Consider the following 24,506-nt stretch of genomic DNA (forward strand, 5'->3'; position numbering starts at 1 on the left):
GGAAGAACAACATGAAGCGCTACGCCCCCGTACGCCTGAACACCTTCCCGGACGGCACCGTCAGCCGTCTGCGGCTGTTCGGCGAGGTGATGAGGTAAGTCGCCGATCAGGCACTTACCGTGGGAGCGGTCTTGACCGCGAATGCGTTCGAACCACATCGCGGTCAAGACCGCTCCTACAAAAGCAAAGCCTCCGCCCGAGGCCAGCGTTATCAGGGGCGAGCGCAAGGAACGAGGTCTACCGCTACTCCGCGCCAGTCATCCTCTTCCTCGGGGAGAGGGTTAAGGTGAGGGGCAACGGCACTAAGCGAACAACGAAACTACTGAACGAGCACAGCATGCGCACACTCAAGATCGAACCATTGACCAAGGAAGCCTTCGCCCCTTTCGGTGACGTCATCGAAACCGAAGGCAGCGACTACTTCATGATCAACAACGGTTCCACCCGCCGCTATCACAAGCTGGCGACGGTCGAGACCGCGCAGCCGGATGACCAGGCCATCATCAGCATCTTCGCCGCCGACGCGCTGGAAATGCCGCTGGTCATTCGCATGCTCGAACGCCATCCGCAGGGCAGCCAGGCTTTCATTCCGCTGCTCGGCAACCCCTTTCTGGTCGTGGTCGCGCCACTTGGCGATGCACCTGTACCGGAACACGTCCGCGCCTTCCGCAGCAACGGCAGGCAGGGCGTCAATTACCACCGCGGCGTCTGGCACCACCCGGTGCTGACGATCGAAAAGCGGGATGAATTCCTGGTGGTCGATCGCAGCGGTTCTGGCAACAACTGCGACGAGCATTTTTTCACTGAGGATGAGCAGGTTCTCCTCGACCCCCACCGGGACTCCGAGCAAGCGATCGATTGATCATCGAGGGCCATCCCCGGCACGGCTGATGTGCACGGCAGCGCCGGATATGCGTGCTTCAGAGCAAGCGGGACACTTGCGACGAGTCGAATAAGAAGAAACAACGGTTGGTCCGCCGGCCGTGCAAGAGGTAATTATCGTGGAAGCACATCTGACCGAATGGTTAAACCTGAGTATTCGCTGGATTCATATGATCGTCGGCATCGCCTGGATCGGTGCCTCGTTCTACTTCGTCTGGCTGGAAAACAACCTTAACCGCGCCAACCCCCGTGAGGGCCTGTCGGGCGACCTCTGGGCGATCCACGGTGGCGGTATCTACCACCTGGAAAAGTACAAGCTGGCCCCGCCGCAGATGCCGGAAAACCTGCACTGGTTCAAGTGGGAGGCCTACACCACCTGGTTGTCGGGCGTGACCCTGCTGATGGTGGTCTATTACCTCAATCCGTCGCTGTACCTGATCGCGCCGGGTAGCGACATGGCGCCGGCCATGGCGATCGCCATCGGTTTCGGTTCGCTGATCGTCGGCTGGTTCGTCTATGACCTGCTCTGCGATTCGCCGCTGGGCAAGCAACCGGCGTTGCTCGGCCTGGTGCTGTTCGTCCTGGTGATCTTCGCTTCCTGGGCCTACTCGCAGGTGTTCAGCGGGCGTGCCGCGTACATTCACACCGGCGCCCTGATCGGCACCATCATGGTCGGCAACGTGTTCCGCATCATCATGCCGGCCCAGCGCGCACTGGTCGCGGCCATCGAGCAGAACCGCACGCCGGACCCGGTACTGCCGGCCAAGGGCCTGTTGCGTTCGCGCCACAACAACTACTTCACCCTGCCGGTGCTGTTCATCATGATCAGCAACCACTTCCCGAGCACCTATGGCAGCCAGTACAACTGGGCCATCCTGGCAGGCATCTCGGTCCTGGCCGTCCTGGTGCGTCACTACTTCAACACCCGTCATGACAGCAACCGCTTCGCCTGGGCGTTGCCAGCAGCGGCCGTCGGCATGATCTGCCTGGCGTTCGTCACCGCCCCCAATCGCCAGGGCGGCGTGCCCAACGCGGTGCCGACCAGCCCGCGTGAGCAGAGCATCGAGGCCCAACAGGCCGCCGCCGCGCCCGCCGAGCAAGCCGGCAACAGCCAATTCGCCGAGGTTCATCGGATCATCAACGAGCGCTGCGCCGTCTGCCACTCCGCGCAGCCGAGCAGCCCGATGTTCAGCGCGGCGCCGGCCGGCGTGATGTTCGATACACCGGAGCAGATCCGCCAGCAGGCCGCGAAGATCCATGCGCAAGCCGTGGCGAGCCAGATCATGCCGCTGGGCAACATGACCCAGATGACCCAGGACGAGCGCGACCTGCTCGGTGCCTGGATCGACAAGGGTGCGCCGATCAACTGATCGCCGTGCCCAGGGCCGCGCTTCCGAGCGCGGCTTTTTTTCATCCCGAGTATTTCTGCAGTCGTCGAGCGAGCCCGTAGTACCTGAGATCGATCCCATCGAACCTGACCATCAAGCTCCCGAACCCTAACCGGCCTCGCACGTTCAGCGAGGCCTGCGCGCCATCCAATAACAACAGCGTCCGAGGTGTTTTTGCATGAACGATGAAACCGAGCGGGAAACCGCACCAGCCACGGAGCAGCGGCTGCCCCTGCTGCAAATGTTACTGGTGAGCTTTCAGCACGTGCTGCTGATGTACGGCGGAGCGGTCGCCGTCCCGCTGATCGTGGGCCAGGCGGCCGGCCTATCGCGTGAGGAGATCGCCTTCCTGATCAATGCCGACCTGCTGGTAGCGGGCATCGCCACCGTCGTGCAATCAATGGGTATCGGTCCGGTGGGCGTCCGCATGCCGGTCATGATGGGCGCCAGCTTCGCCGCCGTCAGCAGCATGGTCGTGATGGCCGGTATGCCCGGCGTCGGGATGCCCGGCATCTTCGGTGCGACCATCGCCGCGGGCTTCTTCGGCCTGCTGTTCGCCCCCTTCGTCTGCAAGATCGTCCGCCTGTTTCCCCCGCTGGTAACGGGCACGGTGATCACCGCCATCGGCCTCTCGCTGTTTCCCGTGGCAGTGAACTGGGCGGGTGGCGGCAGCGGTAGTCAGTTCGGCGCCCTGCCCTATCTGGGCGTCGCCGCGGCCGTGCTGACGGTAATCCTGCTGATCAACCAGTTCATGCGTGGCTTCTGGGTGAACGTTTCGGTACTGATCGGCATGGCCCTGGGGTACGTGCTGGCCGGTAGCCTGGGCATGGTCGATCTGTCTGGACTCGACACCGCGCCCGCACTGCAGGTGGTAACGCCCAATCACTTCGGTGCGCCGCAGTTCATGCTCGCGCCCATCCTGTCGATGTGCCTGGTGGTGGTGATCATCTTTGTCGAATCGGCCGGCATGTTCCTGGCGCTGGGCAAGATCACCGGACAGGAGGTCGACCCCAAGCAACTGCGCCGCGGCCTGCTGTGCGATGCGGGCGCGACCTTTTTTGCCGGCTTCATGAACACCTTCACCCACTCGTCGTTCGCCCAGAACATCGGCCTGGTGCAAATGACCGGGGTACGCAGCCGCTACGTCACCGCTATCGCCGGCTTGCTGCTGATCAGCCTGAGCCTGCTGCCGAAGGCTGCCTTTCTGGTTGCCTCGATTCCGGCCGCGGTACTGGGCGGCGCCAGCATCGCCATGTTCGGCATGGTCGCGGCGACGGGTATCAAACTCCTGCAAGAAGCCGATATCGGCGACCGTCGCAATCAGCTGTTGGTCGCTGTCAGCATCGGCCTGGGGATGGTTCCGGTGGTGCGTCCCGAGTTCTTCGCTCAGTTGCCGCAATGGATGGAGCCGATCACCCACAGCGGCATCGCCCTGGCGACGCTCAGCGCGGTAACGCTGAACCTGCTGTTCAACGTACTTGGCGGTGCCGAACGCCAGGCATTGACTGGCGCGGCTCAGCACTAAGCCACTGATTACGCTCTGCGACGGCGCCTCCCAGCGCGACGCAACAGCGAAACCCGCCACGTGCGGGTTTCGTCGTCTCCGGGCCGGGGAACCTCGACAAGCCGTTCGCCGTGGCTAAAATGCAGGCCCGCCCGCCCCGAGCACCTCGAGATGATTGAAGCCAGCTGGATCGCGTTCGCCTTCGTCCTTGGGCTCGCCGCACGCTCCGTGGGTCTGCCACCATTGATCGGCTACCTGGGTGCCGGCTTTACCCTGGCAGGTGTCGGCGACCGTTTCGGCGTCGGCCCGCAGGACAGCGAAATCCTGGCCCACCTGGCCCATCTGGGCGTGTTGCTGTTGTTGTTCACCGTCGGCCTGAAGCTCAAGCCGAGCAACCTGCTGCGCCGCGAAGTGATCGGTGGCGGTTTGCTGCATTTCGTCGTCTCCAGCCTGCTGGTCCTGCCGGCGATCCAGTTCTTTCTCGACCTGGACTGGCGCGAGAGCCTGCTGCTGGCCATCGCGCTGTCCTTTTCCAGCACCGTGCTGGCGGCCAAGGTGCTCGAGGGCAAGCGCGAGCTGCGCGCTTTCCATGGGCGGGTCGCCATCGGCGTGCTGATCATTCAAGACCTCATCGCCCTGGTGGTGATGAGCATTGCCAGCGGCAAGGTGCCGTCGGCCTGGGCATTGCTGGTGTTCGGCCTGCCGCTGTTGCGGCCGCTGCTGTTCCGTCTGCTGGACTACAGCGGCCACGAGGAGCTGATGGTCCTGCTGGGTCTGACCCTGGCGCTGGTGGTGGGCGGGCTCGGCTTCGAGCATGTCGGCCTCAGTTCGGAACTGGGCGCACTGGCCTTCGGCGCCATGCTGGCCAAGCACAAGCGGGCGATCGAGCTGTCCAACTCGCTGTGGGCGATCAAGGAGATCTTTCTGGTCGGCTTTTTCCTGCAGATCGGCATCGGTGGGCTTCCAGACGCCCATGCGATGCTCTTCGCCGGCGCTATCGCGCTGCTGCTGCCGCTCAAGGGCGCGCTGTTCTTCTTTCTCTTCGTACTGTTTCGACTGCGCGCGCGTAGTGCCTTTCTCAGCGCCGCGAGCCTGACCAACTACAGCGAGTTCGGCCTGATCGTCGCCAGCGTCGTGCTACCGCAGTGGCTGACCCCGCTGGCAATCACCGTCGCCCTGTCATTCGTCTTTTCGGCGCAGCTCAACCGTATCTCCCACCCGCTCTACGATCGGCTGGCCAAACGGCTGATTCCGCTGGAGCGCAACACGCGCCATCCCGACGAACAACCCGTGTCGCTGGGCGATGCCCAGATCCTGATCATGGGCATGGGGCGCACCGGCCGTGCTGCCTACGATCACCTGAGCAAACAGGGCTGGCGGCTGATCAGCCTCGACTCGGACCCCGTAACGGTGGAAAAGAGCAGCGACAAGGGTCGCCAGGTCCTGTTTGCCGACGCCGAGGACCAGATGTTCTGGGAGAGCCTGGAAATGAACAAGGTCGAGGCGGTGATCCTGGCGATGAACGACGCCGAGGCAAAGGTCATATCGACGCGCAAGCTGCGCGGCAAAGGCTTCCAGGGGCTGATCGTCTCGCACGCCATGTACGAGGACATCGCCCAGCAGATCGAAGAAGCCGGCGCCGATCGCACCTACCTGACCATGAGCGAGGCCGGTGCAGGCCTCGCCGAGAACGTCGCGCGCGAGCTGCAGGCCAACCGCTAGGCCACGCCATGGCGGCGTGACGAGCCGGTTGGCGCGCCGCAGCGCGGTCGTCAGAATTGTGCACAATCGTTAATATTTTTGTTTCAACTCCTGTCCACAGGTTGTTATAGTCGAGCCCAACCTGACCGATCGAACAACTTTTCGACGGTCAGGAAGCGAGGTCCGTGCAGCCTCGAAAGCCCATGACCGAACAATAACGAATGGCAGGCTTGAACCATGACCGCAACGGAATCCAGGGGCGGTGACGCTCCCAACCAGGACCTGATCTATCAACTCGAGGATCGTCCAGGTCCCCTCCCCGCCACCTTTGCCGCGATTCAGCACGTGCTGGCCAGCTTCGTCGGCGTCATTACTCCCACCCTGATCATCGGCGGCGTGCTGGGTCTGGGCGACTACGTCCCCTACCTGGTCAGCATGGCGCTGTTCGTCTCAGGCATCGGCACCTTCATCCAGGCCAAGCGGGTCGGCCCCATCGGCGCCGGCATGCTCTGCCTGCAGGGCACCAGCTTCGGCTTTCTCAGCGTGATTCTGGCGGCTGGTTTCATCGTCAAGAACCGCGGCGGCAGCCCTGAAGACATACTCGCCACGCTGTTCGGCGTCAGCTTCTGCGCCGCTTTCGTCGAGATCGCCGTCAGTCGCTGTATCGACAAACTGCGGCGGATCATCACGCCGGTGGTCACCGGTACCATCATCAGCCTGATGGGCCTGTCGCTGATCAAGGTCTCCATGACCGATATCGCCGGCGGCTACGGCGTCGAGAATCCCGGCTCGCTGCAGAACCTCGCGCTGGCGGGTCTGGTGCTCGGCACCATCATCGTCCTCAACCGATTCGGCATGCCCTTGCTGCGGCTGTCGGCGGTCATCGTCGCGCTGGTGGTCGGCTATTTCGCCGCCTGGATGATGGGCATGGTGGATTTCTCCAGCCTCGCCACACTGCCGGCGGTCAGCGTGCCGCAGCCGTTCAAGTTCGGTTTTGCCTTCGACTGGATGGCGTTCATCCCGGTGGCGGTGATTTTCCTGATCACCCCCCTCGAGACGGCAGGCGATCTGACCGCCAACTCGATGATCTCGCGCCAGCCGGTCAAGGGACCGCTGTATCTCAAGCGAATCAAGGGCGGCATCCTCGGTGACGGTTGCAGCTCGCTGCTGGCGGCCACCTTCAACAGCCTGCCGATGACCACCTTCAGCCAGAACAACGGGGTCATCCAGCTGACCGGCGTTGCCAGCCGCCACGTGGGCCTGTACATCGCCGGCATTCTGATTCTGCTCGCGCTGTTCCCGGTGGTCGGCGGCGTTCTGCAGCTGATGCCCAAGCCGGTCCTCGGCGGCGCCACGCTGATCATGTTCGGTACGGTCGCGATCGCCGGGATCAAGATCCTCGCCGAAGCCGGTCTGAACCGCCGCAACATGCTTATCGTCGCGATCTCGCTCGGCCTTGGGCTGGGTGTAGCAGCGGTCCCGGAAGTGCTGAGCAACCTCCCCGAGGTGCTGAAGAACATCTTTGGCTCGCCGATCACCATCGGTGCCTTCAGCGCCATCCTGCTCAATTTCTTCCTGCCTCGCGATGCGGATGAACAGGACGACTACGACCCTGACAACCTGATCGAAGACTCGCTCGGCACCAACACGCTGGCGGTCAACATCCCCAACTATGCCGAGCCAGACGCCAACGCAACCGCCACCGACTTCAGACAGCAACTGACCCCAACGGGCTGAGCACTGTCCGCGCCTGGACGCCACGGGCCAGGCGCAACGTCGCTTCACAACAACAAAACCAAAGGGCACCCACATGAACTTCAGACTCGCTCCCCTCTCGCTGGCGCTGGCCGGCAGCCTGCTCGCCGCACCGGCCTTCGCCGACGGCATGCTGCAATGGCAGAACAACAGCCTGACCTATCTGTACGGCAAGAACTTCAAGGTCGATGCCGGCGAGATCCAACAGACCATTACCTTCGAACATGCCAGTGGCTGGAGCTGGGGCGACATGTTCCTGTTCGTCGACAACAAGTGGTACAACGGCCTGTCCGGCGGCGACGGCCACACCTACTACGGCGAGTTCAGCCCACGCCTGTCGTTCGGCAAGCTGACCGGGCAGGACATGAGCTTCGGCCCGATCAAAGACGTGCTGCTGGCAGCGACTTACGAGCGCGGAGAAAGCACCAACGGCGTGCCGAACCAGAACTACCTGCTCGGCCCGGCAGTGGATTTGAACGTTCCGGGCTTCGATCGCATGGCGATCAACGTCTATTACCGCAAGCCCGACGGCACGACCGGCAAGCCGTCCGGCCAATGGCAGATCACCCCGACCTGGGCGATGACCATTCCGGTGGGCAAATCCGACATCCTGTTCGACGGATATATCGACTGGGTGGTCAACGATGCCGGCTCCGAGCGTCGCGGCGACTTCGTCTCGAAGAACCTGCACATCAACCCCCAGATCAAGTACGACCTGGGCAAGGCGCTCGATGGCGAGCCGGGCAAGCTGTATGTCGGCATCGAGTACGACTACTGGTCGGACAAGTACGGCATCGAAGACGGCGGCTTCGTCAGCCGCAACTTCGTCGGCTCGACGGACCAGAACACCGCGAGCCTGCTGGTCAAAGCGCATTTCTGACCCAGCGAACCCGATCAAAGGCAGCCTGTCGGCTGCCTTTTTTTTTCGCCTCACGAGCAAGGCGCCTCTGACGGACGCGGCCCGCACCGTCAATACCCACACATGGCGCCGGTATATGGCCAGGAGACATATTTTCTGGAACTCCCGGGGCGACAGGCGTTCTCAGACTGGGCAGCGCTGTGGCGTAACAGCCATGAACTGCTCATTCAAGGAAAACAATCACAACAGGGAAGATTCGATGCAAAAACTGTCATTAGGCGTGCGCGACAACAATTTCGACTTTCTGCGTTTCGTTGCCGCGACCTTCGTCCTGCTGGGCCATTGCTTCTGGCTAAGCGGACGCCTACCGGAAGAACCGCTGCGCCCTTTGACCGGCGGGACCGACGTGGCAGACCTGGCGGTCGATGCCTTCTTTATCATCAGTGGTTTTCTGATCACCGCGTCCTACCTGCATGGGAGCGGCAACGTCAGCTTCATCCTCAAGCGCGCGCTGCGCATCTTTCCAGGTCTGGCCTTCGCGGTGGCGTTCGCGCTTCTGATCATTGGCCCATTAACAACGCCGCTGCCGCTGAGCGAATACTTCGCTGACAGCAAAACCGCCGCCTTCCTGACCAACATCTTCCTGATGACCCGCTACGAGCTGCCGGGCGTCTTTTCCAACAATCCGTTTCCTGAGGTGGTCAACGGATCGTTCTGGACCCTTCCACTGGAAGGCCTGATGTATTGCAGTGTGCTGCTGCTCGGTGCGCTGAAGCTGCTCACGCGTCGGATGGTCATCCTTGGACTGGGCGTATTGATGGTCGGGCAGTTCTTTGTGCTGCCGGCCCTGGGCGTGGAAAGCGTAACCATCCTCAAACTGTTCCACCTGGGCCTGTTCTTCTATGGTGGGGCTGCGCTCTACCTCTATCAGGACCAGGTACGCTGGGATGGACGCATCGCGCTGTTGCTACTGGCTGCCTGGGTGCTGGCGCTGGGAAGCCCGGCGTGGTTCATCGTGCACATGCTCACCCTGCCCTACCTGGTGATTTACCTGGCCTATGCACGGTTGCCGAAGATCGCGCATTTCGGCAAGCACGGCGACTTCTCCTACGGCATGTACATCTTCGGTTTCCCCGTCCAGCAGCTGATCATCCACTGGTTCGGCGCCGATATAAACCTGGCGCTGCTCGCACTTTCGAGCCTGGTCGTCACGCTGTGCTTCGCCGTGCTGTCATGGCGCCTGGTGGAGGCTCCCGCATTGCGCCTCAAGCGTTACACCGACCTGAAGTTCCTGCGCGCCGACGCTCGCTGAGCGAGGGCGCGCAGTCAGGGTCACAGCTTGAAACTGCCCATCTGCCGGCTCAGGTCGTCCGCCAGGCGGCTTAGCGCCCGGCAGTCTTCGAGGCAGCCCTGAACGTCGCTGGCCGTGGCCTGGGCCAGGTCGGCGATACCCTGCACGTTGTGGGTGATCTCCTCGGTCACGCTGCTCTGCTCTTCCGTCGCCGCGGCCACCTGAGTGTTCATGTCGCTGATCGCCTCGACCTGCTCGGTAATTGCGCCAAGCGATTGCCCGGTGCGCTGGCTGGCCTCCACACCCGTGCCCGTCGCCGCCTGGCCAGCGTGCATCGAGTTGACCGCGTTTTCAGCGCCGCTCTTGAGGCCCTGGATCATTTGCTGAATTTCATCGGTGGATGCCTGGGTACGGCTCGCCAGGGTGCGGACCTCATCGGCCACCACGGCGAAGCCACGGCCCATTTCACCGGCGCGCGCGGCCTCGATGGCGGCGTTTAGCGCCAACAGATTGGTCTGCTCGGAGATGCTGCGTATCACTGCCAGCACCTTGTCGATTGAGGCCACCTGCTGCGCCAGATCGGTTACGGATTCGGCCGCGTGCCCGATATCGCCGGACATCTTCTCGATGTGTGCGATGGAATCACCGACCACTTTGCGCGCCTGCATCGCTTCGCTACGGGCGCCTTGCGAAGCCTGGGCAGCATTGCTGGCGTTACGGGCGATCTCCTGCACCGTCAGGCCCATTTCATGCACAGCGGTGGCGACCATGTCGGTCATCTCATGCTGGCGCCCGGCACGCGTGGCGGTATTGTCGACCACCTGAGCCACCTGCCCGACAGCCGTACGCAGCTGCTGGCTGGTATTGAGCACATCACCGATCAGTTCACGCAGGCTGCCGATGAAGCGGTTGAATCCGCGGGCCAGATCGCCGAGCTCATCGGCACGGCTTTCATCCAGACGACGGGTCAGATCGCCGCCGCCGCCGCCAATCTCCACGAGGGCATGGGTCACCTGGCGAATCGGCTTGACCAGCCCGCGCGCCAGCAGCACCACCAGAGCGAGGAAGAACAACGCGATGCAGCCGCCGATCAGGCTGATGGTCCAGAGGGTATGGCGCGCCTCGGCGAAGATTTCCGCTTCCGGTACTTCGCTGACCAATACCCAGCCGATGCTTTCCAGCGGCTGAGCGATGGCCAGGAAAGTCTCGCCATCACGCTCGAAACGCACCGCTTCGTGACTACCCTTCAGCAGTTGCTGCGCCGCTTCGGGGCCGGTCAGCGCGCTGAGTTCGGTCTGGTCGTTGTTCTCGGTACGCGGATGGACTTTGACACGCCCCGTGGCGTTGATCAGATAGACCTCGCCACGCTCGCCGAAGTGAAAGTTGCTGATCAGCTCGGACATGCTTTTCAGGCTGTAGCCCAGCCCGGCGACGCCCAGCGTCTTGCCCCCGGCTTCGATGCGCTGGTTGATGAACAGCGTCGGTAGCCGAGAGGCCTTATCGATGTCGATTTCGAAGCGCCGCTCGATGCCGCTGTCGATCAAGCCATAGAACCAGGCGTCGCCAGCCGCCTGGCGGCTGAGGGTGCGCGACAGGCCGGCGTCCGAGTAGTAGTTGCCACTGCCCAGTACGGCGATGGAGGTGGCCAGGGCGTTCTGCTGCGCCTTGACGCCACTGAGATAGCGGCCCATGGCATTGGCGAGGTCGGCACTTTCGCCGTTCTGCAACCAGTCCTGAACCAGGCTGTTTTTGGCAATCGAGGCCGTGGCGGTAATGGGTGCCGCCAAGGTTCGTTCGATATCGTTACGGATCGCGGAGACATTGGCGGGCAGTGCCTGGCCGACCAGGTAGCGCTCGGCCAGCCGATTGACCGCCGACGAATAGACCAGGATGACGATCAGCATGCTGGTGAGCAGCGCCGCCCCCATGCTGACAATCAGCTGCCACTGAATACTACGTTGCATGAACGGCATGATATGACCTCGGTTGTTATTGTTCTGCGTACACAACTATACGACAGTTTGTATACAACAGAAGAATTAGCATCATAATGCTATCGGCGCGAACGCTCGGACCATTACGACCGTTCGGCGCCTGCCGCATTTCCGGGTCAGCGGTACGGCGATCAAAAGGTAGGCTCAGGCGCTACGCCTGGTGATTTGCCGCCCCGCCGCGACGGCCGGGTATCGCCAAACCGCCAGACCGCGGGGCTATCGCAACGCGCCCGGCTCAGTCGCCTGCGGCGTGCTTGCGCTTCTGGCGCTCAAGAAAGTCGACCTTCCACTGCTCCATTCCGATGTAATCCGAGGACAGATTGGCCTCCACCTGATGCTTGTCTTTCAACGCGGCGACTTCGGCCCGCTGCTCGGTGAGAAAGCGATCGAAACGCTCGATCAGATCGGAATGCTCGATGCTGGAGAGGTGGAACGTACCGCGGGTATGTGGCAGATCGGGATCGAACACCAGCACCCCCGGTTTGGCGCGCAGGTTGTTCAGGTAATAGGCGGCCACCACTACGTTGTAATAGCCGCCATCGGTGTCCTTGAGCAGGGCCTGCCGGACCATGCGCGGCAAGCTGTTGCTGCTCACCATTTGCATCTGGTTGGCCCGAATCCGATCTTCGTAGCCTCTGGGGGTCCAGCCATCCACCACAGCCAGACGCCTCAGCCCGTCGATGCCCAGCCCTACGCGACGAGGCGCAACCATTACACCATCCACGTAGTTCACCACCGGCTGGCTGTAGTGGACCTGCTGTGCGCTTTTTGCCTGCACCGACCAGCTCGGGTTGTCCGGATACTTGGCATCGATCTGACCGGCGAGCAGTGCCGGAAGCAGGGCGTCGACGGGCATCACGCGGAGCGTCAGGCGAACGCCGGCGTGCGCCGTGAACTGGTCGAGCAGATCGCGTGCAAAGCCGCGATAGTTGCCTTGGCTGTCGCCGCTGTAGTGCGGAAGAAAATCGGCCTGTTCGACCCCGATCACATAGCTCTGCTCCGCCAATGCGGTCGTCACGAATGTCAGGGCAATCGATGCGATGAGGGTCTTCATGGGTGCGGCTCCTTGTCTTCGACCAGCGCGACTGCCAAGACCGAACCGGCTCTAACAGCACAGCGCAACGGCACAGTAGCAAACGGGCCACTATGACTGTATACAAAATTACGCTTTACAGTTCACAAATTACTAAACTCAAGGCTGCCTTGAGACGCCTCGAAGCCCGATGCTAGGATGCGGCGCAAGCCACCCGGCTGGGTGGCCACGAAATGAACAGGCCCTATGTCCAGTATCCGCGAGCGCAACAAAGAACTGATCCTGCGCGCTGCCAGCGAAGAGTTCGCCGAGAAGGGCTTCGCCGCCAGCAAGACCAGCGATATCGCCAACCGCGCGGGGTTGCCCAAGCCCAACGTCTACTATTACTTCAAGAGCAAGGAAAACCTCTATCGTGAGGTGCTCGACAGCATCGTCGAGCCGCTGCTGCGGGCCTCTGCCCCGTTCAACCAGCCTGGCGAACCAGCCGATGTGCTGCGCGCCTACATCCGCACCAAGATCCGTATTTCGCGCGAGCACGCCTGCGCATCCAAAGTGTTCGCCAGTGAAATCATGCACGGAGCGCCTCACCTGCCTGCCGAGCGCGCCGAGCAGCTGAACGCACAGGCTAGCCACAACGTTGCCCGAATACAGGGTTGGATCGATCAGGGCCTGATGGCCAAGGTGGACCCCAATCACCTGATGTTCAGCATCTGGGCCGCCACCCAGACCTATGCCGATTTCGACTGGCAGATTTCCACGGTCACGGGCAAAACCAAGCTCGAGGATGCCGATTACGAAGCGGCCGCGGAGACGATCATCCGCATGGTCATCAAGGGTTGCGAGGTGAAGGAAGCGGCCGTCGCGAGCTGACCCGGCACAGACGCCGCGCACCGGCGCGATGCCTTGTTTTAGAGCACACTAGGGCTGGCGAGACGGCGTTCGACGGAAGGATCTGCAGCGCCGCACAGCTTTTGGTAACGTCGCGCTTATAACCATGCCCGACCTTTGACGCCCCATCTATGACGACCAATACTTGCGCTGGTCCCCGGTTTGGAAAAAGGAAATTCTTTTGACCGCATCGCGCAACAGCCTGTCGAGAAAGCTGCTTCGTGTCGTCCTGCTGTCCGCCCTGGGCGTTGGGCTGGTGTTGAGCTGCGCACAGATCGTCTTCGATGCCTACAAGACCCGCCAGTTGATCAGCGCCGAGGCGCAGCGAATCCTGCGCATGACCCGCGACCCCTCGACCCAGGCCATCTACAGCCTGGACCGCGAAATGGGCGCGCAAGTGATGGAGGGCCTGTTCCAGCATGAATCGATTCGCAAGGCGTCGATCGGGCACCCGGGCGACGAGCCGCTGGCATTTAAATCGCGCCCCTTGCTGTCACTTCCCACACGCTGGCTGACCGACCCGATCCTCGGTCGTGATCAGGACTTTTCCATCCCCTTGATCGGCCGCCCGCCCTACAACGAGTATTACGGCGACCTGAACATCACCCTGGATACGGCCCGCTACGGAGAGGATTTCATCAGCAATTCGGCGGTGATCTTCGTCGTCGGTATCCTCCGTGCCCTGGTCCTGGGGCTGTTGCTCTACCTGATCTACGAGTGGCTGCTGACGCGGCCGCTGACCAGGCTGATCGAGCATATGTCGCGCATCAACCCGGGCCGTCCCGGCGAACATTCCCTGCCCATGCCCAAGGGACACGAGCGAAACGAACTGGGGCTGTGGGTAGACACAGCCAACGGCCTGCTCGCCGCCATCGAACACAACATGCAGTTGCGCTACGCGGCGGAAAACAGCTTGCAACGCATGACCCAGTACGACTCGCTGACCGGCCTTCCCAACCGCCAGCAGTTGCAGCAGCAGCTCGACAATCTTCTCGGCGAAGCGGCGCGGACCCAACGCCGAGTGGCGGTGCTCTGCCTCGGCCTGGACGACTTCAAGGGCCTGAACGAGCAATACAGCTACCAGAACGGCGACCGGATGCTGATCGCACTAGCGGACCGCTTACGTGCCCTGAGCGGGCGTGTCGGGGCGCTGGCTCGTCTGGGCGGCGACCAGTTCGTGCTGGTCCTGTTCGGTTTCGAGGAACCCTACGAAGCAGCAGAGTTGGCGCAGAAGGTGCTGGACGACCTGGAGCGACCGGTCGCTCTCGATGACCAATCCGTACGCCTGCGCGCCACGATCGGCATCACGCTGTATCCGGAAGACGGCGACAGCACCGAAAAGCTGCTGCAGAAGGCCGAGCAGACCATGACCCTGGCCAAAAGCCGCTCGCGCAACCGTTATCAGTTCTACGTCGCCAGCATCGACAGCGAGATGCGGGCGCGCCGGGACCTGCAGAACGACCTGGCAGAAGCGGTGAAGCGCGGTGAGTTCCACCTGGTCTACCAACCGCAGATCGATTACCGCCTCAAGCGCATTACTGGCGTAGAAGCACTGCTGCGCTGGATGCATCCGAGCGGCAAGCTGGTACCGCCGGATATTTTCATTCCCCTGGCCGAGCAGAACGGCAGCATTCTCGGCATCGGCGAATGGGTGCTGAACGAGGCCTGCCGTCAGTTGAGCGAATGGCATCGCCAAGGCTTCGGCGGTCTGCGCATGGCGGTCAACCTGTCCACGGTGCAGCTGCACCACGCCGAGCTACCGGACATGATCAGCAACCTGCTGCGCACCCATCAGCTTCCGCCCGAAACCCTGGAGCTGGAAGTCACCGAAACCGGCCTGATGGAAGACATCGCCGCCGCGACCCACAACCTGCACAGCTTGCGTCGCTCCGGCGCGCTGATCGCGATCGATGATTTCGGCACCGGGTATTCTTCGCTCAGCTACCTCAAGAGCCTGCCGCTGGACAAGATCAAGATCGACAAGAGCTTCGTGCGCGACATGGCCGCGGATGAAGGCGACACCACCATCGTCAGGGCCATCATCCAGCTGGGCAAGAGTCTCGGCATGCTGGTGATCGCCGAGGGCGTGGAGACCGCCGAGCAGGAGCGCTACCTCATCGACGAAGGCTGTAATGAAGGCCAGGGCTACTATTACAGCAAGCCCGTACCAGCGACCGAATTGGCCCCTCTGCTGCGCCAATCCCTGCGTGTCGATCGACTCGACTCACAGCCGTTATGACGCTTGGCAACCACTGAGGCCCAGCGAGACGGCGCATGCGGCCTGTCCGACCTAGAATCAACAACCCGCTGGCGAACGCGCGCAAGCCTGGCACACAAGACACGCTAGCGCGCACTGTCTGCCCAGAATCGCCCGACACCGGGCCCTGCCTGTGCCGGGCGACCCTCCTCTCCACGCCGTGAACGGGATTTTGCTTGGAGGAGGTGCAGTCGTTCGCCCGTGACGAACATCGGCCAATCCACTCTTTGATCGAAAAGCGCAGCTGCGGCTGTTCATCGATAACGAAAAGATAGCACTTAGCTATCAAACTTCTGCATCACCGTGCCACGGGCTCCGCTACACTCAAATCGGCGTGTGCCGGATGTTGGTTCGCAAGGACTCAGTAGTACGCACGATGAAAGTAGAGAATCGGCCAGCCCTGGCCACGGTACTTGACCTGATGCTCGATGCGGTTTGCGTCGTCGACGCAAGTGGCCGCTTCGTTTACGTCAGCGCCGCATGCGAACGCATCTTCGGCTACACGCCGGACGAGATGATTGGCCGCTCGATGATGGACATGGTCGCGCCGGAGGATCACGAACGCACCCTGCAAGCGGCAAAGCTGGTGATGTCCGGTCAACCCAGCCTGCACTTCGAGAACCGCTATATCCGCAAGGACGGCGAGCGGGTCGACATCATGTGGTCTGCACGCTGGTCCGAGGACGATCAACTGCGCGTCGGCGTCGCCCGCGACATCACGCAGCGCAAGCACTCCGAGTCGCTGCAGGCGGCGGTTTACGCGCTCTCCGAGGCGGCGCACAACACCGCCGATCTCACCGCGCTGTTCGAGCAGATCCACCTGATCGTCAGCAAGCTGATCCCGGCGACGAATTTTTTCGTCGCCCTGAACGCACCCGGTCTCGGACGCCCTAGCTTCCCGTACTACAAGACCAGCGGGCAGGCACCGTTCCCGCTCGAATCGGTGGCGGCGCTGTGCGCGGAGGTTACCCGCACCGGGCAGGCGCTGCTGCTGTCCAAGCACCGCGACGATCTGTGCGGCCATCTGAAGACGATCGCCGATACCGAGCGGTATTGCTGGTTGGCCGCACCGCTGCCCAGCCGACAAGGCAGCATCGGCGCCGTGCTACTCAACGATTCGGCACAGAACTCGATTTACCGCGAGCAGGACAGGGACTTGCTGCAATTCGTCGCCAACCAGGTCGCCACGGCGATAGAACGCAAACAGCTGTATGCACGCCTGGAGCGAATGGCCCAATACGACGAGCTGACCGGCCTGCCCAACCGTGCGTTCCTCTTCGCCACGCTCAAGACCGCACTGGCGCGCGCGCGTCGCAACGGCGAACGGCTGTCGTTGCTCTATCTGGACCTGAACAACTTCAAGCAGGTCAACGACCGCCACGGCCATGGCACCGGTGACCTGCTGCTGCAAGCCTTCGCCAGCCGCCTGAGCCAGCACACCCGGGAAGCCGACACCGTGGCCCGAATGGGCGGCGACGAGTTCGTCGTGTTGCTGGAAAACAGCCCCTCGGAAGCGGATACGGCGGTCGTGGTGGCGAACATTCGCGCCGCCATGCAGGCGCCGGTAGAGCTTGCCGGCCTGAGTCTGGCCATTCAGCCGAGCATCGGCATCGCACATTTTCCCGCACACGGAACCGATGAAGCCTCGCTGCTCAACCACGCCGATGCATCGATGTATCGCGAGAAATCGAGCCAAGCCGCCGACGGACACGCGAGAACCGCACCGCGCGAGGATGCGGTCGTCGAACCGGCCATCGATGCCCAGGACCTTTAGTCGCCTCCCCTCGCGCACTGCGGCGCGCTCCGACTCAATCCCCCACTGGCTGTATCCGCAGAGATGACATTCCAGCGGCACCCGGCACCGCGAGCGCGTCCCGGTGCACGCAATTCCTTTGCACAAAATGCAAATCTTTCGCATTATGACCCGCATCGGGCCATCGGACTGCTGCGAGCCGACGCCCGTCTCAATCAACTGTAAGCAAAGGAACCCGCCATGCTACGCACCCCCGTCTGGGCCACCGCCAGCCTCTTGGCCGTCGCTATTTCACTCGCCGGTTGCGGCGAAGACAAAGCGCCAGCCGAACAGGCCGCCGCTCCGCAAGCCGCGCAAAGCGAGCCGGCTACGAGCGCTCCCGCACAAGAGACCCTGAACGATGAGGCCGCGCAAGCAGTGGTCAAGCACTATGCGGACATCGCACATGCCGTCTTCAGCGATGCGCACAGCACCGCGGTAGAACTGCAAAAAGCGGTAGACGCGTTGCTCGCCAACCCGACCGACGAGACACTGCAAGCCGCCAAGCAGGCCTGGCTGGCCGCTCGCGTCCCCTACATGCAGAGCGAGGTGTTCCGCTTCGGCAACCCGGTGGTCGATGAGTGGGAAGGCCAGCTCAACGCCTGGCCGCTGGATGAAGGCCTGATCGACTACGTCGAGGGCGACTACCAGCATGCGCTGGGCAACCCCGGCGCCACGGCCAACATCATCGCCAACAAGGAACTGCAGGTCGGCGAAGACAAGATCGATGTCAGCGAGATCACTGGCGAAAAACTGGCCAGCCTGAACGAGCTGGCTGGTTCCGAAGCCAACGTTGCCACCGGGTACCACGCTATCGAATTCCTGCTCTGGGGCCAGGACCTCAACGGCACCAACGCTGGCGCGGGCAATCGCCCGGTGAGTGATTACATCGACGGCGAAGGCTGCACAGGCGGTAATTGCGATCGCCGTCGTGCCTACCTGAAAGCAGCCACCGAGCTGCTGGTCAGCGATCTCGACGAAATGGTCAACGAATGGAAAGCCGGCGTCGCCGACAACTATCGCGCCAGCCTGGAAAAAGAATCGGCCGAGAACGGCCTGCGCAAGATGTTCTTCGGCATGGGCAGCCTCTCGCTCGGCGAGCTGGCCGGGGAGCGCATGAAGGTGGCTCTGGAAGCCAACTCGCCGGAAGACGAGCACGATTGCTTCAGCGACAACACGCATAACTCGCACTTCTACAACGCCAAGGGCATCCGTAACGTCTACCTGGGCGAGTACCGTCGCGTGGATGGCAGCACGCTCAGCGGCCCGAGCCTCGCCTCGCTGGTCGAAGGCACCGATCCGCAACTGAACAGCACCCTGAAGACCGACCTGGAAACGACCGAAGCCAAGCTGCAGGCGCTGGTCACCAGCGCCGAGCAAGGCGAAGCCTTCGACCAGTTGATCGGACCAGACAACAGCGAGGGGCAGGCCAAGGTACGCGCTGCCATCGCCGCGCTGGTTCAGCAGACTGGCTCCATCGAGAAAGCCGCGGCCTCCCTGGGCATCGGTGATCTGAATCCGGATACAGCCGATCATCAGTTCTGATCGGCAGGCGTTAACGGAACGGGCGGCTCGATGCCGCCCGTTCTACTGCCACGGTCCGTTTTGCCTCGACGAGAGCGCGGCCAAATGCAAATTGCTATTATTCAAGCTCCAGTAGCCTGCTAAGATTGCGCCCCCGTCAGGCGCTGGTACCTTCGATGCACCCGTTTTTTCGCGCTGCCACTCCCCTGCTTCTGGCCTTCGTCCTGGTTGGTTGCAACGAGCAGACGCCACGTTTCACCCAAGCCGAGGCAGGCGAGGCACTATCGGCCGGTGAGGCCACCGTGACGCGGTTCGATCACAACAGCTTCTCGCTGCCCTCCGCCAACCTGACGCCACTGCGACGCCTGGACTTCAGCGTCGGCAATAGTTTCTTTCGCAACCCGTGGGTGATTGCCCCTTCGTCGACCACCGCGCGCGACGGGCTCGGTCCGCTGATCAATACCAATGCCTGCCAGAACTGTCACATCAAGGATGGTCGTGGCCGTCCGCCCCAGGCAGAAGGCAACGTGGTCTCCATGCTGGTGCGGCTGTCGATCCCGGCCGAGGCTGAGCACAGCGACGTTCTCCGGCAGCGTGGCATCGCCCCCGAACCCACCTACGGCGGCCAACTGCAGGACATGGCGATCCCCGGCGTGGCGCCCGAAGGCAAGGTTCGGCTCCGGTATAGCAGCCGCACCGAGCGATTCGCCGATGGTTTCGAAGTCGAACTGCGCGTCCCGCAGCTCGAGATCACCGAGTTGGGCTACGGGCCGATGCATCCGCAAACACAGTTCTCGGTGCGGGTCGCACCGGCCATGATCGGCCTTGGCTTGCTGGAAGCCATTCCCGAGTCGGCACTGCTGGCCAACGCCGATCCGGACGACCGTGACGGCAACGGTATTTCCGGCCGCCCCAATCGCGTTTTCGACCAACACTCAGGTGAGACGGCGATCGGCCGCTTCGGCTGGAAGGCCGGGCAGCCGAATCTGAACCAACAGAACGCCGACGCCTTCTTCAACGACATGGGGCTGTCCACCCGCCTCTTCAGTGGCAGCAGCTGCACGGAACGACAACCGGAATGCCGGGCGATGCCCCATGGTGGCGAGCCTGAGGTCAGCGACCACATTCTCGGGCTGGTGCTGTTCTACACCCGAAACCTCGGCGTACCGGCACGACGCAATGTCAATGATCCCCAGGTGCTGGAAGGCAAGACATTGTTCCACCGCGCCGGCTGTCAGAACTGCCACGTGCCGACATTCACCACCGGCGAAGCCGCCGAACCGGAACAATCCCATCAGGTCATCCGTCCCTATACCGACCTGCTGCTGCACGATATGGGCGACGGGCTTGCCGATCACCGCCCCGAGTTCGAGGCCAGCGGCAGCGAATGGCGCACGCCGCCGCTGTGGGGCATCGGGATGACCGAAACGGTTAGCGGACATACCCAGTTCCTGCATGACGGGCGCGCGCGCAACCTGCTCGAAGCCGTACTCTGGCATGGCGGTGAAGCTGAGCAGGCCAAGCAGTACGTGCTCGGCCTCGATCATGAGCAGCGCAACGCCTTGCTGACTTTTCTCGAATCACTCTAGCGTCGGGACGGTCCGACCTTGCCGAGGAGCAACATGTACCCCAACCGCTTGATCTCCGCTTGCACCCTTACCGCGCTGGGGCTGCTGCTCAGCGCCTGCGCACCGTCCGATCCCTTTGCCGAAACCAGCAAGACACTGGTCGATGAGGTCCTGCATCCAACCTACACCCAGTGGGCCGAAACCAACCGTCGCATGGCCGCCAGCAGCATCGCGTTCTGTGCGGGCAACGAGGAACTCAGTGATGCCCGCGAAGCCTTCCTGCAGGCGCAGTTCGCCTGGGCGGGCCTGCAACCGATGCTGATCGGGCCGATGGGCGAAGGCAACCGGGCCTGGCAGGTCCAATTCTGGCCCGACAAGAAAAACCTGGTCGGGCGCCAGGTGACGGCGCTGCTGAAAAACAAACCTGAACTGACCCAGGCCGACCTGGAGAACGGCAGCGTCGTTCTGCAGGGCCTTTCAGCCTACGAGTACGTGCTGTATGACAAGGCGGTCGACCTCAACGACAGCCAGACCAAGGCACGCTACTGCCGCTTGCTGGAGGCCGTCGGTGAGCACCAGCAAAAGCTGACCGCCGACATACTGCAGCAGTGGGAAGGCAAGGACGGGATGGTCGCCCAGCTGAGCGAATTTCCCAATGAGCGTTACGCCGATTCCCAGGAAGCCATCGCCGACCTGCTCCGGGTGCAGGTCACCGCACTGGATGGATTGAAAAAGAAGCTCGGGGCGCCGCTTGGCCGGCAGAGCAAAGGCATCCCACAGCCGTTCCAGGCCGAAGCCTGGCGCAGCGACGCCACGCTCGGCAGCATCGACGCCGCGCTTGCCGGCGCCCAACGGCTCTGGCAAGGCAATGATGACAACGGCCTCAAGCAGCTGGTCCCGGCGCAGCAGGCCGAGCTGGTCAAGCGGATCGACGTCGCCTACGCCACCACGCGCAAGCAGATCGCCGACATCATGGTGCCGTTCAGCGAGCTGATCACCGACGAAGCCGGACGTGCCCGGCTGGATGAGCTGTATCAGCAGATCGATGCACTGCACCGTCTGCATCAGAGCGACCTGGCCCGCGCGCTGGGCGTGCAGATCGGCTTCAACGCTCACGACGGAGATTGATGATGAAGCGTCGTGTCTTTCTCGGTCTGGGCGGGGTCTTGGCGGCAGCATCCGCGGTGGGCGGCTGGACGCTTACCCAAGGCGTCGAGCAGCCCATGCTGCTCTCGGCGCGTGACGACGCCGATGGCCGTCACTATGCGGTGGGCTATCGCCTCGACGGCACGCGCGTGTTCGCCACCCCGGTCAACGAACGCTGCCACGACGTCTACGCCCACCCGCATCTGCCGCTGGCAGTATTCGTCGGGCGCCGACCAAGCCGCGAGAGCTATCTGATCGACAGCCGCGACGGCACGCTGTTGCAGGTGTTGGCCTCCCCGCCCGATCGGCATTTCTACGGTCATGGGGTATTTCATGCCAGCGGCGACTGGTTCTACACCACCGAGAACGATACCGCCGAGGCTGGCCGTGGCGTCCTCGGTGTCTATCGCGTAGAGGAACGTCGGCTGGTGCGCACCGATGAGCATGCGACTCACGGCATCGGCCCCCATCAATTGCTCTGGATGCCCGATGGCGAGACGCTGGTCATTGCCAACGGCGGCATCCGTACCGAGGCCGACAGCCGCAAGATGATGAATCTCGACGCCATGGAGCCGAGTCTGGTGTTGCTGGGTCGCGACGGCACGTTGATCAGCAAGGAGCAATTGCCCGAGCAGATGAACAGCGTACGCCATCTGGCCGTTGCGGCAGATGGCACGGTGGTGTCTGGCCAGCAATACGAAGGTGACCCCGTCGACCGGGTACCGCTGCTGGCGATCAAACGGCCCGGCCAGCCTTTCCAGGCATTCCCCGTGGCCGAGGCGCAACGCCAGACCATGAATCAGTACACCGCGAGCCTGGCGATCCACGACCGGCTGCGGCTGCTGGCCGTAACGGCTCCGCGCGGTAACAAGGTATTCATCTGGGATCTGGATAGCACCGCGCTGCGCGAGGAAATCCACCTACCCGACTGCGCAGGCGTCGCGGCAACGGCTCAAGGGTTCGTCGTCAGCTCGGGCCAGGGCCGTTGCCGCGCCATCGATTGCAGCGGCAAGCGCTTCGTCAGCACCCCGCTGCAACTGCCGGCGGGGCGTTGGGACAACCATATGCGTCTAGTCTGAACCCTATCAAGTATCGATGCGGCTCGCCGAAATAGAGCTGGCTGAGCATTCCCGACGTGGACGCTCGCCTCATCCCTGCGGTGCTCGCAGGGCGTCCCCCTTCCACGAGACGCATCCATGTTGAAAAAATCCCTACGGGCTCAGCTGCTCGCCCTGATTGGCGGCAGCCTGTTGGCCATGCTGCTGATCGCCCTCGGCAGCTTTTCGTCGCTATCCGGCGACATCTCCGCATACAAGACATTGCTCAAAGGTCCGATCGAAACCTCGCGCCTGATCGAGGAAGCCAACGTCGAGTTCAAGCTGCAGGTGCAGGAATGGAAGAACGTGCTGCTGCGCGGCAAGGCGCCGGAGGCGATGAACAAGTACTGGCAAAGCTTCGAGGAACAGGAACACAAGGTCCAAGCCATCCTGGCGACGCTCATCGAACGAAGCGCGCAGGACCCGGTGCTGTCGAAGCAACTGCACGAACTGAAGTCAGCGCACCTGAGCCTGGGCACCGCCTACCGTGCAGGGCGCGATGCTTATGTCGCTGCTGGGAGCGATCCGGTCGCCGGAGACAAGGCTGTACAGGGAATCGATCGGGCCACCAGCGATCAACTAAGCGCGCTGGTCATGCAGTTGCGCGGATCTGCCCTGCACAGCTCCGACGAGATCAGCCGCGCCGCTGACCGCACCATCTTCGCTGGCGCGCTGATCATGCTTGTCGCGGGCCTGCTGGTCGCTGGCCTCAGTTTCTGGCTGCTCAACCGGAACCTGATCAGGCCTATCAGCCTTCTGATCGAGCACATCGCCAAGCTCAGCCAGGGTAATTTTGCCGAACGGGTCGACACCTCTCGAGCCGACGAACTGGGCCGCCTCGCAGTCGCTGCCAACATCCTGCGCGACTTCCTTGCCGATACATTCGCCCGTTTGCAGCGCAGCACTTCGGACCTCGACAGCGCCAGCGGCGAATTGAACGCCATCGCGACGTTGATGGGCCAAGGCACTCGTGAGCAATTCTCGCGTACGGACCAAGTCGCCACCGCCATGCATGAAATGTCGGCCACGGCGCAAGAAGTCGCCCGACACGCCGCCGAAGCCGCACGCGCCGCCGATACTGCCGATCGCTCGGCGCAGCAGGGCGAAGACATGATGCGCTCGACCATCCAGACGATAACCCACATGCGCGGCGAAATCGTCAACACGGCCGAGGTCATACGCCGTCTGGAGGCAGACAGCGGTCGGATCGGCAAGGTGCTGGAAGTCATACGCGGCATTGCCGACCAGACCAACCTGCTGGCGCTCAACGCCGCCATCGAGGCCGCCCGAGCCGGTGATGCCGGTCGCGGATTTGCAGTCGTGGCCGATGAGGTCCGTACGCTGGCCAGGCGTACCGCCGACTCCACCGCCGAGATCCATCAGATCATCGACACGGTGCAGACCGGCGCGGTGGATGCGGTGCGGGCGATCGAGAGTGGTCGCAATCGCAGCGACGAAGGCGTCGAACAGGTGACCGAAGCAGGCGGCATGCTTCGGCGTATCACTGAAGAGGTCGAAGCGATCCGCGACATGAACCGGCAGATCGCCACCGCCGCCGAAGAGCAGACGTCGGTAGCCGAGGACATCTCGCGCAACCTGACCGAGATAACCGCCATCGCCACCACCAACCAGGACAATGTCGAGCGTACGGAGAAAGCCAGCCAGAACCTGCATGGGCTGTCAGCGCAACTCAGCGAAGTGACGCACCGCCTCGCCGGCTGACAGGCCGCAGCGCAAGCGCAACGGCTCCTTCGCGAAGCCGTTGCGACGTCTGCGCACCTACCTTGCCGGGCTCTAGTCCGCCACTCGCGCATTGTGTTACAGCGC

18 protein-coding genes are annotated in these 24,506 nt (G+C 62.7%); 16 read left to right on the top strand and 2 right to left on the bottom strand.

Annotation, left to right across the window (positions count from 1 at the left end; translation table 11 throughout):
• Window positions 1–11: 11 nt before the first annotated feature.
• The 8 genes from KVO92_RS22910 to KVO92_RS07685 all read left to right on the top strand — a co-directional run bounded on the left by KVO92_RS22910 (window position 12) and on the right by KVO92_RS07685 (window position 9,401).
• Complete coding sequence (locus KVO92_RS22910) at window positions 12–98, top strand: hypothetical protein (protein ID WP_217475451.1); 87 nt, start codon at window positions 12–14, stop codon at window positions 96–98.
• Window positions 99–337: 239 nt separating this feature from the next.
• Entirely contained in the window at window positions 338–862 is a 525-nt protein-coding gene (locus KVO92_RS07655; protein ID WP_217475000.1) for an ureidoglycolate lyase, read from the top strand.
• A gap of 139 nt (window positions 863–1,001) precedes the next feature.
• On the top strand, window positions 1,002–2,252 hold the full coding sequence (locus KVO92_RS07660) for a urate hydroxylase PuuD (protein ID WP_217475001.1): 1,251 nt from the start codon (window positions 1,002–1,004) through the stop codon (window positions 2,250–2,252).
• A 196-nt stretch (window positions 2,253–2,448) separates the two neighbouring features.
• Window positions 2,449–3,795, top strand: coding sequence for a nucleobase:cation symporter-2 family protein (locus KVO92_RS07665; RefSeq protein ID WP_217475002.1), 1,347 nt, complete (start codon window positions 2,449–2,451; stop codon window positions 3,793–3,795).
• Between the two features lie 150 nt (window positions 3,796–3,945).
• The gene (locus KVO92_RS07670; RefSeq protein ID WP_217475003.1) at window positions 3,946–5,496 is read left to right on the top strand and encodes a cation:proton antiporter family protein; all 1,551 of its coding nucleotides are present in this window, start codon (window positions 3,946–3,948) and stop codon (window positions 5,494–5,496) included.
• Between the two features lie 216 nt (window positions 5,497–5,712).
• Complete coding sequence (locus KVO92_RS07675) at window positions 5,713–7,212, top strand: nucleobase:cation symporter-2 family protein (protein ID WP_217475004.1); 1,500 nt, start codon at window positions 5,713–5,715, stop codon at window positions 7,210–7,212.
• Window positions 7,213–7,285: 73 nt separating this feature from the next.
• Entirely contained in the window at window positions 7,286–8,110 is an 825-nt protein-coding gene (locus KVO92_RS07680; protein WP_217475005.1) for an outer membrane protein OmpK, read from the top strand.
• 238 nt (window positions 8,111–8,348) lie between these two features.
• On the top strand, window positions 8,349–9,401 hold the full coding sequence (locus KVO92_RS07685) for an acyltransferase family protein (protein WP_217475006.1): 1,053 nt from the start codon (window positions 8,349–8,351) through the stop codon (window positions 9,399–9,401).
• Window positions 9,402–9,421: 20 nt separating this feature from the next.
• Here the strand turns inward: KVO92_RS07685 and KVO92_RS07690 are convergent, their stop codons facing one another.
• Together KVO92_RS07690 and KVO92_RS07695 are read right to left on the bottom strand one after the other, a co-directional pair.
• Window positions 9,422–11,353 (bottom strand): methyl-accepting chemotaxis protein, encoded by a 1,932-nt coding sequence (locus tag KVO92_RS07690; RefSeq protein WP_217475007.1) that lies wholly within the window; start codon window positions 11,351–11,353, stop codon window positions 9,422–9,424.
• 256 nt (window positions 11,354–11,609) lie between these two features.
• Window positions 11,610–12,428, bottom strand: a complete 819-nt coding sequence (locus KVO92_RS07695) for a substrate-binding periplasmic protein (protein ID WP_217475008.1) — start codon at window positions 12,426–12,428, stop codon at window positions 11,610–11,612.
• A gap of 225 nt (window positions 12,429–12,653) precedes the next feature.
• Between KVO92_RS07695 and KVO92_RS07700 the strand changes: the two genes are divergently transcribed.
• From KVO92_RS07700 to KVO92_RS07735, 8 genes are all read left to right on the top strand, one after another.
• Window positions 12,654–13,277, top strand: a complete 624-nt coding sequence (locus KVO92_RS07700; RefSeq protein ID WP_217475009.1) for a TetR/AcrR family transcriptional regulator — start codon at window positions 12,654–12,656, stop codon at window positions 13,275–13,277.
• A 199-nt stretch (window positions 13,278–13,476) separates the two neighbouring features.
• A complete protein-coding gene (locus KVO92_RS07705; protein ID WP_254621309.1) occupies window positions 13,477–15,534 on the top strand; it encodes a putative bifunctional diguanylate cyclase/phosphodiesterase in 2,058 nt (685 codons plus the stop codon).
• 394 nt (window positions 15,535–15,928) lie between these two features.
• Window positions 15,929–17,326: a sensor domain-containing protein gene (locus tag KVO92_RS07710; RefSeq protein ID WP_217475010.1), complete on the top strand. Its 1,398-nt coding sequence runs from the start codon at window positions 15,929–15,931 to the stop codon at window positions 17,324–17,326.
• A 219-nt stretch (window positions 17,327–17,545) separates the two neighbouring features.
• Window positions 17,546–18,889: an imelysin family protein gene (locus KVO92_RS07715; protein ID WP_217475011.1), complete on the top strand. Its 1,344-nt coding sequence runs from the start codon at window positions 17,546–17,548 to the stop codon at window positions 18,887–18,889.
• A 155-nt stretch (window positions 18,890–19,044) separates the two neighbouring features.
• Window positions 19,045–20,457, top strand: coding sequence for a di-heme oxidoredictase family protein (locus KVO92_RS07720; RefSeq protein WP_217475012.1), 1,413 nt, complete (start codon window positions 19,045–19,047; stop codon window positions 20,455–20,457).
• Window positions 20,458–20,490: 33 nt separating this feature from the next.
• On the top strand, window positions 20,491–21,564 hold the full coding sequence (locus tag KVO92_RS07725; RefSeq protein WP_217475013.1) for an imelysin family protein: 1,074 nt from the start codon (window positions 20,491–20,493) through the stop codon (window positions 21,562–21,564).
• Between the two features lie 2 nt (window positions 21,565–21,566).
• Complete coding sequence (locus KVO92_RS07730) at window positions 21,567–22,661, top strand: DUF1513 domain-containing protein (RefSeq protein ID WP_217475014.1); 1,095 nt, start codon at window positions 21,567–21,569, stop codon at window positions 22,659–22,661.
• Window positions 22,662–22,778: 117 nt separating this feature from the next.
• Window positions 22,779–24,401, top strand: coding sequence for a methyl-accepting chemotaxis protein (locus KVO92_RS07735; protein ID WP_217475015.1), 1,623 nt, complete (start codon window positions 22,779–22,781; stop codon window positions 24,399–24,401).
• Window positions 24,402–24,506 lie beyond the last annotated feature (105 nt).

The sequence above is a fragment of the Stutzerimonas stutzeri genome, assembly GCF_019090095.1.
GTDB classification, from domain to species: Bacteria; Pseudomonadota; Gammaproteobacteria; order Pseudomonadales; family Pseudomonadaceae; genus Stutzerimonas; species Stutzerimonas stutzeri_AN.

Excerpts from the sequence above, each read along its gene's own strand:
- KVO92_RS22910 (WP_217475451.1), top strand. The coding sequence starts at position 12 with ATGAAGCGCTACGCCCCCGTACGCCTGAACACCTTCCCGGACGGCACC.
- KVO92_RS07655 (WP_217475000.1), top strand. The coding sequence starts at position 338 with ATGCGCACACTCAAGATCGAACCATTGACCAAGGAAGCCTTCGCCCCT.
- KVO92_RS07665 (WP_217475002.1), top strand. The coding sequence starts at position 2,449 with ATGAACGATGAAACCGAGCGGGAAACCGCACCAGCCACGGAGCAGCGG.
- KVO92_RS07670 (WP_217475003.1), top strand. The coding sequence starts at position 3,946 with ATGATTGAAGCCAGCTGGATCGCGTTCGCCTTCGTCCTTGGGCTCGCC.
- KVO92_RS07675 (WP_217475004.1), top strand. The coding sequence starts at position 5,713 with ATGACCGCAACGGAATCCAGGGGCGGTGACGCTCCCAACCAGGACCTG.
- KVO92_RS07680 (WP_217475005.1), top strand. The coding sequence starts at position 7,286 with ATGAACTTCAGACTCGCTCCCCTCTCGCTGGCGCTGGCCGGCAGCCTG.
- KVO92_RS07685 (WP_217475006.1), top strand. The coding sequence starts at position 8,349 with ATGCAAAAACTGTCATTAGGCGTGCGCGACAACAATTTCGACTTTCTG.
- KVO92_RS07690 (WP_217475007.1), bottom strand. The coding sequence starts at position 11,353 with ATGCCGTTCATGCAACGTAGTATTCAGTGGCAGCTGATTGTCAGCATG.
- KVO92_RS07695 (WP_217475008.1), bottom strand. The coding sequence starts at position 12,428 with ATGAAGACCCTCATCGCATCGATTGCCCTGACATTCGTGACGACCGCA.
- KVO92_RS07700 (WP_217475009.1), top strand. The coding sequence starts at position 12,654 with ATGTCCAGTATCCGCGAGCGCAACAAAGAACTGATCCTGCGCGCTGCC.
- KVO92_RS07710 (WP_217475010.1), top strand. The coding sequence starts at position 15,929 with ATGAAAGTAGAGAATCGGCCAGCCCTGGCCACGGTACTTGACCTGATG.
- KVO92_RS07715 (WP_217475011.1), top strand. The coding sequence starts at position 17,546 with ATGCTACGCACCCCCGTCTGGGCCACCGCCAGCCTCTTGGCCGTCGCT.
- KVO92_RS07720 (WP_217475012.1), top strand. The coding sequence starts at position 19,045 with ATGCACCCGTTTTTTCGCGCTGCCACTCCCCTGCTTCTGGCCTTCGTC.
- KVO92_RS07725 (WP_217475013.1), top strand. The coding sequence starts at position 20,491 with ATGTACCCCAACCGCTTGATCTCCGCTTGCACCCTTACCGCGCTGGGG.
- KVO92_RS07730 (WP_217475014.1), top strand. The coding sequence starts at position 21,567 with ATGAAGCGTCGTGTCTTTCTCGGTCTGGGCGGGGTCTTGGCGGCAGCA.
- KVO92_RS07735 (WP_217475015.1), top strand. The coding sequence starts at position 22,779 with ATGTTGAAAAAATCCCTACGGGCTCAGCTGCTCGCCCTGATTGGCGGC.